The sequence below is a fragment of the Streptomyces dysideae genome, assembly GCF_001514305.1.
Taxonomy (GTDB): Bacteria; Actinomycetota; Actinomycetes; order Streptomycetales; family Streptomycetaceae; genus Streptomyces; species Streptomyces dysideae.
The window spans coordinates 456,115-469,229 of sequence record NZ_KQ949075.1 but is presented as its reverse complement, the minus strand read 5'-3'; the positions used below and the strand labels follow the sequence as shown (position 1 = coordinate 469,229).

At 70.7% G+C, this 13,115-nt stretch carries 11 protein-coding genes and 1 pseudogene; 7 read left to right on the top strand and 5 right to left on the bottom strand.

What is annotated here, in order from left to right; all coding sequences use genetic code 11:
- Positions 1–85 precede the first annotated feature (85 nt).
- Both uvrB and AQJ91_RS02105 read right to left on the bottom strand, forming a co-directional pair.
- Positions 86–2,221 carry an excinuclease ABC subunit UvrB gene (uvrB, locus tag AQJ91_RS02110; RefSeq protein ID WP_067015319.1) on the bottom strand — a complete coding sequence of 712 codons (2,136 nt, stop codon included), beginning with the start codon at positions 2,219–2,221 and terminating at the stop codon, positions 86–88.
- 40 nt (positions 2,222–2,261) lie between these two features.
- Positions 2,262–3,128, bottom strand: a complete 867-nt coding sequence (locus AQJ91_RS02105) for an MHYT domain-containing protein (RefSeq protein WP_067015316.1) — start codon at positions 3,126–3,128, stop codon at positions 2,262–2,264.
- A 280-nt stretch (positions 3,129–3,408) separates the two neighbouring features.
- Here AQJ91_RS02105 and AQJ91_RS02100 point away from each other — a divergent pair, with 280 nt between their 5' ends.
- The 4 genes and pseudogenes from AQJ91_RS02100 to fdhA all read left to right on the top strand — a co-directional run bounded on the left by AQJ91_RS02100 (position 3,409) and on the right by fdhA (position 7,752).
- On the top strand, positions 3,409–4,284 hold the full coding sequence (locus tag AQJ91_RS02100; protein ID WP_067015313.1) for a glycerophosphodiester phosphodiesterase: 876 nt from the start codon (positions 3,409–3,411) through the stop codon (positions 4,282–4,284).
- Between the two features lie 71 nt (positions 4,285–4,355).
- Positions 4,356–4,910: a methylated-DNA--[protein]-cysteine S-methyltransferase gene (locus AQJ91_RS02095; RefSeq protein WP_067015310.1), complete on the top strand. Its 555-nt coding sequence runs from the start codon at positions 4,356–4,358 to the stop codon at positions 4,908–4,910.
- A gap of 131 nt (positions 4,911–5,041) precedes the next feature.
- Positions 5,042–6,337, top strand: a complete 1,296-nt coding sequence (locus tag AQJ91_RS02090; protein WP_067016101.1) for an MFS transporter — start codon at positions 5,042–5,044, stop codon at positions 6,335–6,337.
- A gap of 189 nt (positions 6,338–6,526) precedes the next feature.
- A pseudogene (gene fdhA, locus AQJ91_RS58065) lies at positions 6,527–7,752 on the top strand (formaldehyde dehydrogenase, glutathione-independent).
- A 59-nt stretch (positions 7,753–7,811) separates the two neighbouring features.
- Here the strand turns inward: fdhA and AQJ91_RS02080 are convergent.
- Positions 7,812–8,240 carry a VOC family protein gene (locus tag AQJ91_RS02080; protein WP_067016098.1) on the bottom strand — a complete coding sequence of 143 codons (429 nt, stop codon included), beginning with the start codon at positions 8,238–8,240 and terminating at the stop codon, positions 7,812–7,814.
- A gap of 99 nt (positions 8,241–8,339) precedes the next feature.
- On the opposite strand from AQJ91_RS02080, the gene AQJ91_RS02075 reads away from it, so the two are divergent.
- Both AQJ91_RS02075 and AQJ91_RS02070 read left to right on the top strand, forming a co-directional pair.
- Positions 8,340–9,248, top strand: coding sequence for a pseudouridine-5'-phosphate glycosidase (locus tag AQJ91_RS02075; protein WP_067015306.1), 909 nt, complete (start codon positions 8,340–8,342; stop codon positions 9,246–9,248).
- Complete coding sequence (locus AQJ91_RS02070; protein WP_067015303.1) at positions 9,245–10,159, top strand: carbohydrate kinase family protein; 915 nt, start codon at positions 9,245–9,247, stop codon at positions 10,157–10,159. Before AQJ91_RS02075 ends, AQJ91_RS02070 begins: the two co-directional genes overlap by 4 nt.
- 256 nt (positions 10,160–10,415) lie before the next feature.
- Here AQJ91_RS02070 and AQJ91_RS02065 read toward each other — a convergent pair whose 3' ends face one another.
- Positions 10,416–11,210, bottom strand: coding sequence for a methyltransferase domain-containing protein (locus AQJ91_RS02065; RefSeq protein ID WP_067015294.1), 795 nt, complete (start codon positions 11,208–11,210; stop codon positions 10,416–10,418).
- A 221-nt stretch (positions 11,211–11,431) separates the two neighbouring features.
- Here AQJ91_RS02065 and AQJ91_RS02060 point away from each other — a divergent pair, with 221 nt between their 5' ends.
- Entirely contained in the window at positions 11,432–12,559 is a 1,128-nt protein-coding gene (locus AQJ91_RS02060) for a magnesium and cobalt transport protein CorA (protein ID WP_067015292.1), read from the top strand.
- A gap of 124 nt (positions 12,560–12,683) precedes the next feature.
- On the opposite strand, the gene AQJ91_RS02055 is transcribed toward AQJ91_RS02060, so the two are convergent.
- Positions 12,684–13,112, bottom strand: a complete 429-nt coding sequence (locus AQJ91_RS02055) for a CBS domain-containing protein (RefSeq protein WP_067015290.1) — start codon at positions 13,110–13,112, stop codon at positions 12,684–12,686.
- Between the last annotated feature and the right edge of the window lie 3 nt (positions 13,113–13,115).

Sequence of the window (13,115 nt, the reverse complement as noted above, 5' to 3'; positions counted from 1 at the left end):
ATGACCAGAACCCTACGCAGGGGCACTGACAGTGTCGTACCCCGGTCCGCGCTTTGTGTCGGTCTTGCAACACAGTGCGTACGGGTCAGGCCAGGCCGGCTTCCTTCATCTGGCGCAGTTCCTTCTTCATCTCGGAGACCTCGTCACGCAGCCGGGCCGCGATCTCGAACTGGAGGTCCGCGGCGGCGGCGCGCATACGCTGCGTCATCTCCTCGATCTGCTCGGCGAGTTCGGCCGCGGGGCGGTCGGTCGGGACCGTCGCCTTGGCCTTGCCCTTGGCGGCCTTGCCGCCTGCCGCCCTGCCGCCGAGGGCGGGCACGGGGGCCTTGGCGCCCTTGCCGTCCTTGGACTTGCGGTAGCCGGAGCCGAGCAGCTGCTCGGTGTCGATGTCCTCGCGGGCGATCTGGGCGACGATGTCGTTGATCTTCTTGCGGAGCGGCTGGGGATCGATGCCGTTCGCCGTGTTGTAGGCGACCTGCTTCTCCCGGCGGCGGTTGGTCTCGTCGATGGCCCGCTCCATCGCCGGCGTGATCTTGTCGGCGTACATGTGGACCTGGCCGGAGACGTTGCGCGCCGCGCGGCCGATGGTCTGGATCAGGGAGGTGCCGGAGCGCAGGAAGCCCTCCTTGTCGGCGTCGAGGATCGCCACCAGGGATACCTCGGGCAGGTCGAGGCCCTCGCGCAGGAGGTTGATGCCGACCAGGACGTCGTACTCGCCGGAGCGCAGCTCGCGCAGCAGCTCGACGCGGCGCAGTGTGTCGACGTCGCTGTGCAGGTAGCGCACCTGGATGCCCAGTTCCAGGAAGTAGTCGGTGAGGTCTTCGGCCATCTTCTTGGTGAGCGTGGTGACCAGGACGCGCTCGTCCTTCTCGGTGCGCTTGCGGATCTCGTGCACCAGGTCGTCGATCTGGCCCTCGGTGGGCTTCACGACAACCTCCGGGTCGACGAGGCCGGTGGGGCGGATGATCTGCTCGACGACGCCGTCCCCGCGGGAGAGTTCGTAGTTCCCGGGGGTCGCCGACAGGTAGACGGTCTGTCCGATGCGCCCCTGGAACTCCTCCCACTTCAGGGGGCGGTTGTCGAGCGCGGAGGGCAGTCGGAAGCCGTGGTCGACGAGGGTGCGCTTGCGGGAGGCGTCGCCCTCGTACATGGCTCCGATCTGGGGCACGGTTACATGCGACTCGTCGATGACGAGCAGGAAGTCGTCCGGGAAGTAGTCCAGCAGGGTGTTCGGCGGGGAGCCGGGCTCGCGGCCGTCGAAGTGCATCGAGTAGTTCTCCACACCGGAGCAGGAGCCGATCTGGCGGAGCATCTCGAGGTCGTACGTCGTGCGCATCCTGAGGCGCTGGGCCTCCAGGAGCTTGCCCTGCTTCTCCAGTTCGGTGAGGCGCTCCCCCAGCTCCTTCTCGATGTCGTTGACGGCCCGCTCCATGCGCTCGGGGCCGGCGACGTAGTGGGAGGCCGGGAAGACGTACAGCTGCTGGTCGTCGCTGATGATCTCACCGGTGACCGGGTGGAGGGTGGACAGGGCCTCGATCTCGTCGCCGAACATCTCGATGCGGACGGCGAGCTCCTCGTAGACCGGGAAGATCTCGATGGTGTCGCCGCGGACGCGGAAGGTGCCGCGGCTGAAGGCCATGTCGTTGCGCGTGTACTGGATGTCCACGAAACGGCGCAGCAGCTCGTCCCGGTCGAACTCGTCGCCGACCCGGAGGGGGACCATGCGGTCCACGTACTCCTGGGGAGTGCCGAGGCCGTAGATGCAGGAGACCGAGGCGACCACGACGACGTCGCGGCGGGTGAGCAGCGAGTTGGTCGCGGAGTGGCGCAGGCGCTCGACCTCCTCGTTGATCGAGGAGTCCTTCTCGATGTAGGTGTCCGACTGCGGGACGTACGCCTCGGGTTGGTAGTAGTCGTAGTACGAGACGAAGTACTCGACGGCGTTGTTCGGCAGCAGCTCGCGGAACTCGTTCGCCAGCTGGGCGGCCAGTGTCTTGTTCGGGGCCATCACGAGCGTGGGCCGCTGAAGCTTCTCGATCATCCACGCGGTGGTGGCGGACTTGCCGGTGCCGGTCGCGCCGAGCAGGACGACGTCCTTCTCACCTGCTTCGATGCGCCGGGCGAGCTCGGCGATGGCCTGCGGCTGGTCGCCGCTGGGCTGGTAGGGGCTGACGACCTCGAAGGGCGCCACCGTGCGTTCGATGTGGGAAACGGGCCGCATGGAGTCCACCGTACGACCCCCCACTGACAATGCGGTCCGATCAGTGGTTCTGCGGGGTGCGGGAGCCGCTGTGGTTGGAGTTCCGGCGGGAGCGGAGCACGGGGCGCCGGGCCGAGTGGGTGCCGACGGGGTGGGCCGGGACGCCCGGCTTGTGCTCGGCGCGGGTCCGGTCGGGTTTCCCCATGACCATCAGCGGGTCGAACATCACCACGACGCCCGCGAGGAGCAGGAAGGCGAGCGGGCCGACCATCATGGGCGCGAGCAGGGCCGCGGGCGAGTCGCCCGCCGAGGTCGCGTCCGTGCCGTGGACATGGACGCTGAGGGCGGCCATGCCGGTGTAGTGCATGCCGCTGACGGCAAGTCCCATGACGAGGCTGGCACCCACGCTCCACAGGAACCCTCTGACCTGTCCGGCCGCCCACAGGGCGGCGGTGGCCGCGCCCATGGCTATGACGACGGAGACGGCGACGGTGAACGTGTTGTATTCCAGCTTGCCGTTGAGCCGCATGCCGGCCATGCCCAGGTAGTGCATCGAGGCGATGCCCAGGCCGGTGATGGTGCCGCCGGTGAACAAGGCAGTTCCGGACGCGCCCTTGTAGCCGACTATGAAGATCCCTACGCCCACCATGACGACGGCGACGGCGAGGCTCGCGAACGTCATGGGTTTGTCGTAGTGGATCGGCGTCTCCTTGACCGTGAACCCCATCATCGCGATGAAGTGCACGGTCCAGATGCCGGAGCCGATGGCCGCCGAGCCGAGGGCGAGCCAGCCTGGTCGCCAGGACTGCGACACGAGCATCGATCTGGTGGTGCAGCGCAGGCCGAGGGCACCACTGAGACAGGCCATGAGGTAGGCCACCAGTGGTGTGACGAGGCCGTAGCTGAATCCGTCGACCGTGCCCTGCATGCGCGGCTGCCCTTCCGACCTCTTGCGTCCCGGAATTCCCTGAAAAGCGCCCCCCTCCCAGGACCGCCCGTGCGGTCAGGGCTGAGGCAGAGAGTATGACCCCCACTGGAATGGTCGAACGATTTTCCGACAAAGAAACACGGCCTTGCCCCAGTTGTGCGGCACCAGTGAGCGGGCCCGGGCAACTCCATTCAACCTGTGGCCATTCTGTACCCCTCTGCCGTTGACCCTCTGCTGTCACAGTTGAGCTTTCCGTGATCGCTCGATGCGAGGAGTACGCATGCACGCACGCGCTGCAGCCGCCACGACCACCGCGCTCCTGGGGACCTCCGCCTTCCTGCTTCCCATCTCCGACGCCTCGGCCGACGTCGCCGACGAGCGGCCTTCGGTCATCGCCCACCGGGGGGCCTCCGCCTACGCGCCCGAGAACACCCTGGCCGCCGTCGACAAAGCGGCCGAGCTGGGCATCCGCTGGGTCGAGAACGACGTCCAGCGCACCAAGGACGGCGAGCTGGTCGTCATCCACGACGACAACCTGAAGCGCACCACCGACGTCGAGGAGATCTTCCCCGAGCGGGCACCGTGGAAGGTGAAGGACTTCACCGCCGCCGAGATCGCCCGCCTGGACGCGGGCAGCTGGTTCGGCCCCGCTTACGCGGGCGCGCGCGTGCCGACTCTGGAGCAGTACATGGACCGGGTGGAGGGTCATCACCAGAAGCTGCTTCTGGAGATCAAGAACCCCGACCTGTATCCGGGCATCGAGCGGCAGACCCTCAAGGTGCTCAGCAACGAGGGCTGGCTCGACCGGCAGCATGTGGCGGGCCGGCTGATCGTGCAGAGCTTCAGCGCGGCCAGTGTGCGGACCGTCCACGACCTGAAACCGGCCGTCAAGACCGGTTTCCTCGGCACGCCGTCGGTCGCTGAACTGGCCGGGTACGCGGCCTTCACGGACCAGATCAACCCCTCGTACAGGTCCCTCTCCATGGGCTACGTCGCGTCCGTCCACGCGTTCACGGGACCGCACGGCAGGCCGCTGGAGGTCTTCACCTGGACCCTCAACGACGCGGACACCGCCCGGCGGGTCGCCGGGTACGGCGTGGACGGCATCATCACCAACACGCCCGACGTGGTGCGGGACGCGCTGTCGGGCGCCTGAGTCCGGGCCACCGGGGAGCCGCCCGCACCGGCTCCCCGGGCGTTGTCAGTGGGGGGCCGTACGGTGGGCGCATGGACAGCCATGGGCAGTACGAGCAGCAGGTTGTGTGGGCGGTGGTGGAGACGGGCATCGGTCCGCTGCTGCTGGCCGCGACCCGCGACGGCCTGGTCAACGTCGTGTTCCACGCGACGGAGAAGGTGCGCGCCAAGACGCTCGAGCGGCTGGCGTCCCGGCTGGGCGGCGAGCCCGTCGAGGCGCCCGGTTCGCCGCTGCTGGCCGAGGCGATACATCAGGTGGAGGAGTACTTCGCGGGTGCGCGCCGTGACTTCGAGCTGCCGCTGGACTGGTCGCTGATCTCGGGCTTCAACCGGCAGGTGCTGCGCGAGCTGGCGTCCGGTGTCCCGTACGGAGCGGTCGTCGGGTACGGCGATCTGGCCGGGCGGGTGGGTCAGCCCGGTGCGGCCCAGGCGGTGGGGACGGCGATGGGTGCCAATCCGCTGCCGGTGGTCGTGCCCTGCCACCGGGTCGTGGAGAGCAACGGCGGCATCGGCGGGTTCGGGGGCGGTCTGGAGACGAAGCGGAAGCTGCTCGCTCTGGAAGGGGTGCTGCCCGAGCCGCTGTTCTAAGGGGTTGGGGGTGCGGGAGGAGAGGGGGAGACTGCCTCCGTGACCACATTTTTCGCTCATGTGTCCACACCCGGGCCGGTGTGCCGTCCGATGGTCGTCGGTCCGGCGCGCCGTACGGCCGGGTGTACGTCGTGATCGCCGTCGAGCGGCAGCCCGTCGCGTCCGTCACGCCGGACGGGCTGCCGGCCCTGCGGCGCCGTACGACGGCGGTGCTGATGGCGACCCAGATTCTCGGCGGGCTGGGCGTCGCCACGGGCATCGCGCTCGCCGCCGTCCTGGCCACCGAGGTCAGCGGCACCGAGTCGCTGTCCGGGCTCGCGCCCACCGCGACCGTCGCCGGTACGGCGGTGCTGTCGATGCCGCTCGCGGCGTTGATGACCGCGCGCGGGCGCCGTCCCGGACTGGTCCTGGCCTATCTGATCGGCGCTGTGGGAGCCGGTGTCGTCGTGGTCGCGGCGAAGTTCGGGAGCTTTCCGCTGCTGCTGTGCGGCATGGCCGCCTTCGGCGCGGCCTCGTCGGCGAATCTCCAGGCGCGGTTCGCGGCCGCCGATCTGGCCGAGCCGGAGCGGTGGGCCCGGGCCATCTCGCTCGTGGTGTGGGCGACCACCATCGGGGCCGTCCTCGGCCCGAACATCTCTGCGCCCGCCGGCCGCAGTGTCACCGGGCTCGGGATCACCGCGGCCGCGGGGCCCTTCCTGTGGGCGGCAGGGATCTTCCTGATATCCGCGGTCGTGGTCGCCGTACTGCTGCGGCCCGACCCGCTGCTGACGGCGCGTGCGCTGGCGCCGGCCGAGGAGCAGTCTCCCGCGGCCCGCTCGCTGCGTGCCGGGATGGCCGCCGTGGCCGCCTCGCCGCGGGCGCGGCTCGCGCTGGTGACGGTGGCCGTGGCGCACACGGCGATGGTGTCGGTGATGGTGATGACGCCGGTCGACCTCGCGCACCACGGCGCGAGTATCGATCTGATCGGGCTGGTCATCAGCGGGCACATCGCGGGCATGTACGCGTTCGCGCCGCTCATGGGCCGGCTGTCGGACCAGCTGGGGCGGATGGCGGGGATAGGGCTGGCCGTGGGGCTGCTGGCCGTCGCGGTGTTCCTCGCGGGTACGGCCGGGGGCAGTCACGGGCAGACCGCCACCGGGCTCTTCGTGCTGGGGCTGGGCTGGTCGGCGGCGCTCGTCGCCGGTTCCGCGCTGCTGACGGACTCCGTGCCGCAGCCCGCGCGGGCCGCCGCGCAGGGGATTTCCGACCTCACCATGAACGCCTCGGCGGGTATCGGCGGTGCGGCCGCCGGACTCGTGGTCGCCCAGGCGAGCTACGCCTGGCTGAACTTCGCCGCCGCGTGTCTGCTCGTGCCGCTGGCGGCGCTGGCGCTGCACACGCGGGGCAGGCGGAGCAAGCGGGAGAGGAACGTACCCGCGAACGGCTGAGCTCGCCGAGCGGCGCTGCGGGGGCGCTTGCGGACCGGGCGGCCGGCGGGCTTTGTGGCCGCCCGCTGATTCCGGTCGTCGCGAAGGCTGGCCGGGAGACGGACGCGGTAGCAGACTCCGCCATGCGCACAGCCGCCGACATCCGACTGGCCTCCGGAAGACCCGGAGCCGAAGGGACGGCGATCACGCATGAGCGGAAACAGGGCAGTGGCGCATCTCAAGCCGGGCCCGGTGGACGTGAGGACCATCGACTACCCGACACTCGAACTCCAGGACGGGCCGGGGGTGGCTCCCGAGAACGTCGGCCGAAAGTGCCGGCACGGGGTGATCCTCAAGGTGCTCGCCAGCAACATCTGCGGCAGCGACCAGCACATGGTGCGCGGGCGGACGACCGCGCCCGAGGGGCTGGTCCTCGGACACGAGATCACCGGAGAGGTCGTCGAACGGGGGGCCGGACGTCGAGACCGTCGACGTCGGCGACATCGTCTCCGTACCGTTCAACATCGCCTGCGGGCGGTGCCGCAACTGCAAGGAGCGCAAGACCGGCATCTGTCTGAACGTCAACCCGGCGCGCCCCGGGGCGGCTTACGGATATGTCGGCATGGGGGGCTGGGTCGGCGGGCAGGCCGAGTACGCCATGGTGCCGTACGCGGACTCCAATCTCCTGAGTTTCCCGGGCCGGGACCAGGCGCGCGAGAAGCTGCTCGACCTGACCATGCTGTCGGACATCTTCCCGACCGGCTTCCACGGTGTGGTCCGTTCGGGCGCCGGGGTCGGCTCGACGGTGTACGTCGCCGGGGCGGGTCCGGTCGGGCTGGCGGCGGCCGCGTCGGCGCAGCTGCTGGGCGCCGCCGTCGTCATCGTCGGCGACCTCAACGCCGAACGCCTCGCCCAGGCGCGGAGCTTCGGCTGCGAGACCGTCGACGTCTCGCGCGGCGGCGTGGACGAGCAGATCGCGCAGATCCTCGGGGAGCCCGAGGTGGACGCCGCGGTCGACGCGGTCGGCTTCGGGGTCCGGGACCACGGTCCGGATGCCGGGGAGGCGCCCGCGACGGTCCTCAACTCGCTGATGGGCATCACGCGCGCGGGCGGCGCGCTGGGCATCCCCGGGCTACGTCACGGACGACCCGGGAGGGGTCGACGAGGACGCGAGGTCCGGGACACTGAAGGTGCGGCTCGGTCTCGGCTGGGCCAAGAGCCACGGCCTCACGACCGGGCAGTGCCCGGTGATGAAGTACCACCGGAGCCTGATGATGGCGATTCTGCACGAGCGCGTGTACATCGCCAGGGCGGTCAACGCGACCGTGATCGGCATCGAGGACGCGCCGCGCGGCTACGCCGAGTTCGACCAGGGCGCCAGCCGCAAGTACGTGCTCAACCCGCACGGCGCGCTGGACGGCGTACAACCCGGGTGAGGCCCCGATGAGGGTGCCCACACGCGCGTGGGCACCCTCGTCGCGCCGGGACAGCAAACCTAGTCGTAGTGCCGGGCCTCGAAGACGTTCCCGTCCAGGTCACGGAAGTAGAAGCTGCGCTTGGCCATGCCGCGGGCGCCGAAGGAGTCGTGGGAGATGTCCGAGACGGGCACCCCGCCTTCCTCCAGGCGTGCGAGCAGGGCGTCGAAGTCGTCGGCGGGCAGGGCCAGGCAGACGTGGTTGACCGGGTGGCCCGCGCTGTCGGCGGCACCGGGGAGCATCTTCATGCGCTCCGCCATGGTGAGCGGCATGAGGTCGAGGATGGTCTCGTCGTTGAGCCGTACGGAGGGGAAGGACACGGTCCCCGCGGCGTAGTCGGTGAGCCGTACGGGCGTCATGCCGACCGTCTTCTCGTAGAAGCCGGCCGACGTCACCGGGTCGCGCACCCAGAGGACGACGTGGTCGAGACGTGAAGTGTTGTCCGTCATGCGTCCCAGGCTGGTGTCGTCCACCACAGGTCGCAAGGGTTTGACCCGGTGCGCCGCCCGCCAGAGATGAGGGAAGAACGACTGACAGGAGGCAGCCGCGTGGTGCTGGTGGTGTCCGAGGAAGTACGTGAGGCGATCGACGCGCGTCGACCGGTGGTGGCCCTGGAGTCCACGATCATCGCGCACGGGCTGCCGCGCCCGCGCAATCTGCAGGTGGCACTGGAGCTGGAGGACGTCGTACGGCGGGAGGGTGCCGTTCCCGCGACGATCGCCGTGCTGGACGGGCGGCCCCATGTCGGCCTGGACAAGGAGCAGCTGGAGCGGATCGCGAACGAGGACGGGATCCGCAAGCTGGGCCACCGTGATCTGCCGCTCGCGGTGGCCTCCGGAGTGAGCGGGGCGACGACGGTGTCGGCGACCGCGCTGCTGGCGGCGCTGGCGGGCGTACGGGTGTTCGCGACGGGCGGGCTCGGCGGGGTGCACCGGGAGTGGACGGTGACGCAGGACGAGTCGGCCGACCTGGGGCTGCTGGCGCGGACGCGGATCACGGTGGTGTGCGCGGGTGTGAAGTCGATCCTGGACGTGCCGGCGACGCTGCAGCGGCTGGAGACGCTGGGCGTCGCGGTGGCCGGGTACGGCACGGAGCGGTTCCCCGGCTTCTACCTGTCCGACTCGGGACACCCGGTGGACTGGACGCTGGACTCGCCGGCTCAGGTGGCGGACGTGATGCGGGCTCAGGACGCGCTCGACGGGCCCGAGTCGGCGCTGATCGTCGCCAACCCCGTGCCGGAGGCGGAGCAACTGGATCCCGAGCTGCACGCGCGTGTGCTCGCCGACGCCCTGCACGCGTGCGAGGAGGAGGGCATCACCGGTCAGGCCGTCACGCCGTTCCTGCTGGACTACCTGGTGCGGCACACCGACGGTGCCTCGCTGAGCGCCAATCTGGCGGCGGTGCGGGGCAACGTACGGCTGGCGGGGCGGATCGCGTCGGCCTGGGCCGGGGTGTGACGACGGGACCGGACGGGGCGCTGCTGGTCGTCGGGGACGTCGTCACGGATGTCGTCGCCCGGCACCGGGGCCCGCTCGCCTCGGGGACGGACACGGCCGCGACGATCCGGACGGTACCGGGTGGCGCGGGCGCCAATGTGGCGTGCTGGGCCGCGCATCGGGGCGGTGCGGAGGTGCGGCTGCTCGGACGGGTGGGCACGGAGGCTGCCGCGTGGCACGAGCGGGAGCTGGCCGCCTGCGGGGTACGGCCCCGGCTCGTCGTCGATCCCAAGGCGCCGACCGGGACGGTGATCTGCCTGGTCGACGGGGGTGCCGCGGCCGAGCGGACGTTTCTCACCGACAGTGGGGCGTCGTTGCGGCTCGACCCCGGGGACTGGTCGGACGCGCTGCTCGACGGGGTGGCGCGGCTGCATCTGTCGGGCTACCTGCTGTTCTCCGAGCCGAGCCGGGCGCTGGTGACGGTGGCCCTGGAGACGGCACGCGCGCGTGGCGTGCCGGTGAGCCTGGACCCGGCGTCGGCGGGCTTCCTCGTGGAGCTGGGCGTCGACCGTTTCCTGGCGCTGGTGGACGGGGTGGACGTCCTGCTGCCCAGCCGTGACGAGGCGTGTCTGCTCACGGGGTTGCCCGATGCGGCGGACGCGGCGGCCAAGCTGAGCCGCCACTTCCCGCTGGTGGTCGCCAAGCAGGGCGCGGCCGGTGCGCTGGTGGCCCGCGCCGGCACTGTGTACGCCCAGGTCCCTGCCGTATCGGCGACACCGAGGGACACGACGGGTGCCGGCGACGCCTTCACGGGCGCGTTCCTCGCCGCCCTGCTCGCGGGCGCCGAGCCCGAGGACGCGGCGCGGGAAGGGTGCCGGGCGGGGGCGTCGGCGGTGGAACGGGTGGGTGGAAGGCCGCCGGTGGTGGGGTGAGGGGCGGGGGCAGGGGGCCGGCGCCGACAGGCGCGGCAAGCACGGGGCAGCGCGTGGCGTGCGGGGTGTGTGACCGGCAGGGCAGCGGTCGGCGGCGTGGCGGCCCGAACATGACGGGGTCTCTGGCCACGGAGAGCGCACGGCAGCCGGGCCACGACACCAGCACTGGTCGGCACCTGGTTCCCAGCACCCAGCCACATCCGGGCCCGCACCGCCCGGCCCCACCACACGCGCCGCCGTCAACTCCCGCCCCGGCCTACCCCTTGCGCCCCCATGCCGAGATCACCGGGACCGTGGCCAGGTCCATGTTGCCGGAGGTGACATTGGTCAGGTGGCGGTCGATGTCCTGGTCGGTGGCCAGGCGTGCCGTGACGAGTTGGTCGCGGAGTTGGCGGATCGTGGCGGACTCCAGGGCGGCGCAGCCGGGTGAGGCGAGCGGGAAGTACGCGTCGGCCTCCACTCGGCGCAGACCGGACTCACGGAGCAGGCGCGGGAGTCTGCGGCCGTAGGAGAGGTCGGTGCCGCGGTCGGCGAGGAGTTTGCGGACGCCGTGCCGGAGGCGGTTGGCCAGTTGCTGTTCCGGGCCGTACTCGTCGGGGCAGGGCAGGGGCTGCAGGTCGAGGTCGGTGTCCTCGATCAGGAGTCGTCCGCCGGGACGCAGGGACTGGACCATCGACCGCAACGCCCGTTCCCGGTCGGGGACATGAACGAGGACGAGCCGGGCGTGGACGAGGTCGAATCCCTCCCCCGGCGCCTGGTCCGCGGCGACGTCGTGGACGCGGACCTCGACCGGCGGGCGGGCGGCCGCAGCGAGGCGGGAGGTGTCGAGGCCGGTCGCGACGACCCTGCCGGTCGGGCCGACCTTCTTGGCCAGCCAGGACACCACGGACGTGCCGCCGGGGCCGACCTCCCAGCAGCGCCAGCCGGGTCCGATGCCGGACCCTTCGAGGTACCGGAACGTCGTGGGGTCGAAGAGGGCGGCGAAGGCATCGGAGTGCCCGCCCGCCTCGGTCTGCCGGTTGTCGAGGAGATACCCGTCGGTTCGCGTCATGCCGCAATCATCCCAGTTGCCCCGCTTGTCCGAAGAGGGCGACGCTCGGCCGGACGGCCGGGAATTCGGCAGGACGGCCCCGGAAGTCCCGTCGTCCACAGGCGGGAACCAAGCGGAACTCGCTGTTCCCACAGGCTTTCCCGCCCCTTTCGCAGACCTGGCAAACTGGCACGCCAGGGCGCAGAGATGTGGCGCGAGGAGATCCACGCAAGGAGATCCAGATGTCCATGGCAGGGAATCTGCGGAAGGTCACGGGCCTCAGCAGGGTCGGCGGCCTCCGCAAGGTGGCACGGCTGGCCCGGCGGCGCCCGCGCGTCGACCTGAGCCATCCGGCCCGGTCCCCGCTGGGCTCCTCGGTGGTCAACTGCGTGGCGTACCGGGACGGTGTGCGGGTCCCGGCGGGCGGTGATCTGGTCGATGCCGTGGAGCGGGTGCGCAAGCACGGCGACGGTTTCGTCTGGCTGGGCCTGCACGAGCCGACGGACCGGGAGTTCGCGGGCATCGCCGAGCTGTTCGACCTGCACCCCCTGGCGGTGGAGGACGCGGTCGAGGCCCATCAGCGGCCGAAGCTGGAGCGCTACGACGAGACACTGTTCGCGGTGTTCAAAACACTCTGCTACATCGAGCACGAGGAGCTCACGGCGACCAGCGAGGTGGTGGACACCGGCGAGATCATGGTGTTCGTCGGCCGGGACTTCGTCATCACGGTGCGGCACGGCCGGCACGGCTCACTGGGCCCGCTGCGCGAGGAGCTGGAGTCCGATCCGGAGCAGCTCGCCAAGGGACCGGCGGCGGTGCTGCACGCGATCGCGGACCATGTGGTCGACGACTACCTGAGCGTCACCGACTCGGTGCAGGGGGACATCGACCAGGTCGAGACGGACGTGTTCGCGGAACATGGCTCGCGGGTCGACCCGGGGCGCATCTACCAGCTCAAGCGTGAACTCCTCGAGCTGAAGCGGGCCGTGGTCCCGCTGAGCCGCCCGCTCGAGGATCTGTCCACCCGGCCGATCCGGGTGGTCGACCCGGAGATACAGGCCTACTTCCGCGACGTGTCCGACCATCTGCTGCGCGCCAAGGAGCAGATAGCGGCCTTCGACGAACTGCTCAACTCGATCCTGCAGGCGCACCTCGCGCAGGTGACGGTCGCGCAGAACGAGGACATGCGGAAGATCACGGCCTGGGCCGCGGTGATCGCCGTTCCGACGATGGTGTGCGGGGTGTACGGCATGAACTTCGACCACATGCCGGAGCTGCACTGGAGGTACGGCTACGGCCTGGTCATAGGTGTGATATCCGTCGCGTGCGTGGTGCTGTACCGCGGCTTCCGGCGCAACGGCTGGCTCTGATCCGTCCCTTGGGCGGGTCCCGGCGTGCCCCGTCCGGCGTGGTCGGCCGGACGGGGGCGGGGTGTGCGTGGTGCGGGGCTTGGCGCGGGGTGAACGAGCAGGGCGGCCCCGGTGACCTGGCCGGTCAGTGCGTCGAGCTCCTGGCGTAGACGCCGTGGGCGAACTCGGCGATCTGGTCGTCCGTCAGATGCTGGGCCAGATCGGCCTCGCTGATCATGCCGACCAGGCGCTTGTTCTCGATGACGGGGAGCCGGCGGATCTGGTTCCCCTCCATCTCCCGCAGCACTTCGCTGACGTCGGCGCTCGCGTCGATCCAGCGCGGGGTGCCCTGGGCCATGTCGCCGGCGGTGACTCGGGCCGGGTCGTGGCCCATGGCCACGCAGTCGACGACGATGTCGCGGTCGGTGATCATGCCGCAGAGCCGTTCGTTCTGGTCGCTGATGGGCAGGGCCCCGACGCCCAGGTCGCGCATCAGCTGGGCGGCGCGGTCCAGGGTCTCGTGGGCGGGGATCCACTGGGCGCCACGGTGCATGATGTCTCCGGCGGTGGTCATGTG

Excerpts from the sequence above, each read along its gene's own strand:
- uvrB (WP_067015319.1), bottom strand. The coding sequence starts at position 2,221 with ATGCGGCCCGTTTCCCACATCGAACGCACGGTGGCGCCCTTCGAGGTC.
- AQJ91_RS02105 (WP_067015316.1), bottom strand. The coding sequence starts at position 3,128 with ATGCAGGGCACGGTCGACGGATTCAGCTACGGCCTCGTCACACCACTG.
- AQJ91_RS02100 (WP_067015313.1), top strand. The coding sequence starts at position 3,409 with ATGCACGCACGCGCTGCAGCCGCCACGACCACCGCGCTCCTGGGGACC.
- AQJ91_RS02095 (WP_067015310.1), top strand. The coding sequence starts at position 4,356 with ATGGACAGCCATGGGCAGTACGAGCAGCAGGTTGTGTGGGCGGTGGTG.
- AQJ91_RS02080 (WP_067016098.1), bottom strand. The coding sequence starts at position 8,240 with ATGACGGACAACACTTCACGTCTCGACCACGTCGTCCTCTGGGTGCGC.
- AQJ91_RS02065 (WP_067015294.1), bottom strand. The coding sequence starts at position 11,210 with ATGACGCGAACCGACGGGTATCTCCTCGACAACCGGCAGACCGAGGCG.
- AQJ91_RS02060 (WP_067015292.1), top strand. The coding sequence starts at position 11,432 with ATGTCCATGGCAGGGAATCTGCGGAAGGTCACGGGCCTCAGCAGGGTC.
- AQJ91_RS02055 (WP_067015290.1), bottom strand. The coding sequence starts at position 13,112 with ATGACCACCGCCGGAGACATCATGCACCGTGGCGCCCAGTGGATCCCC.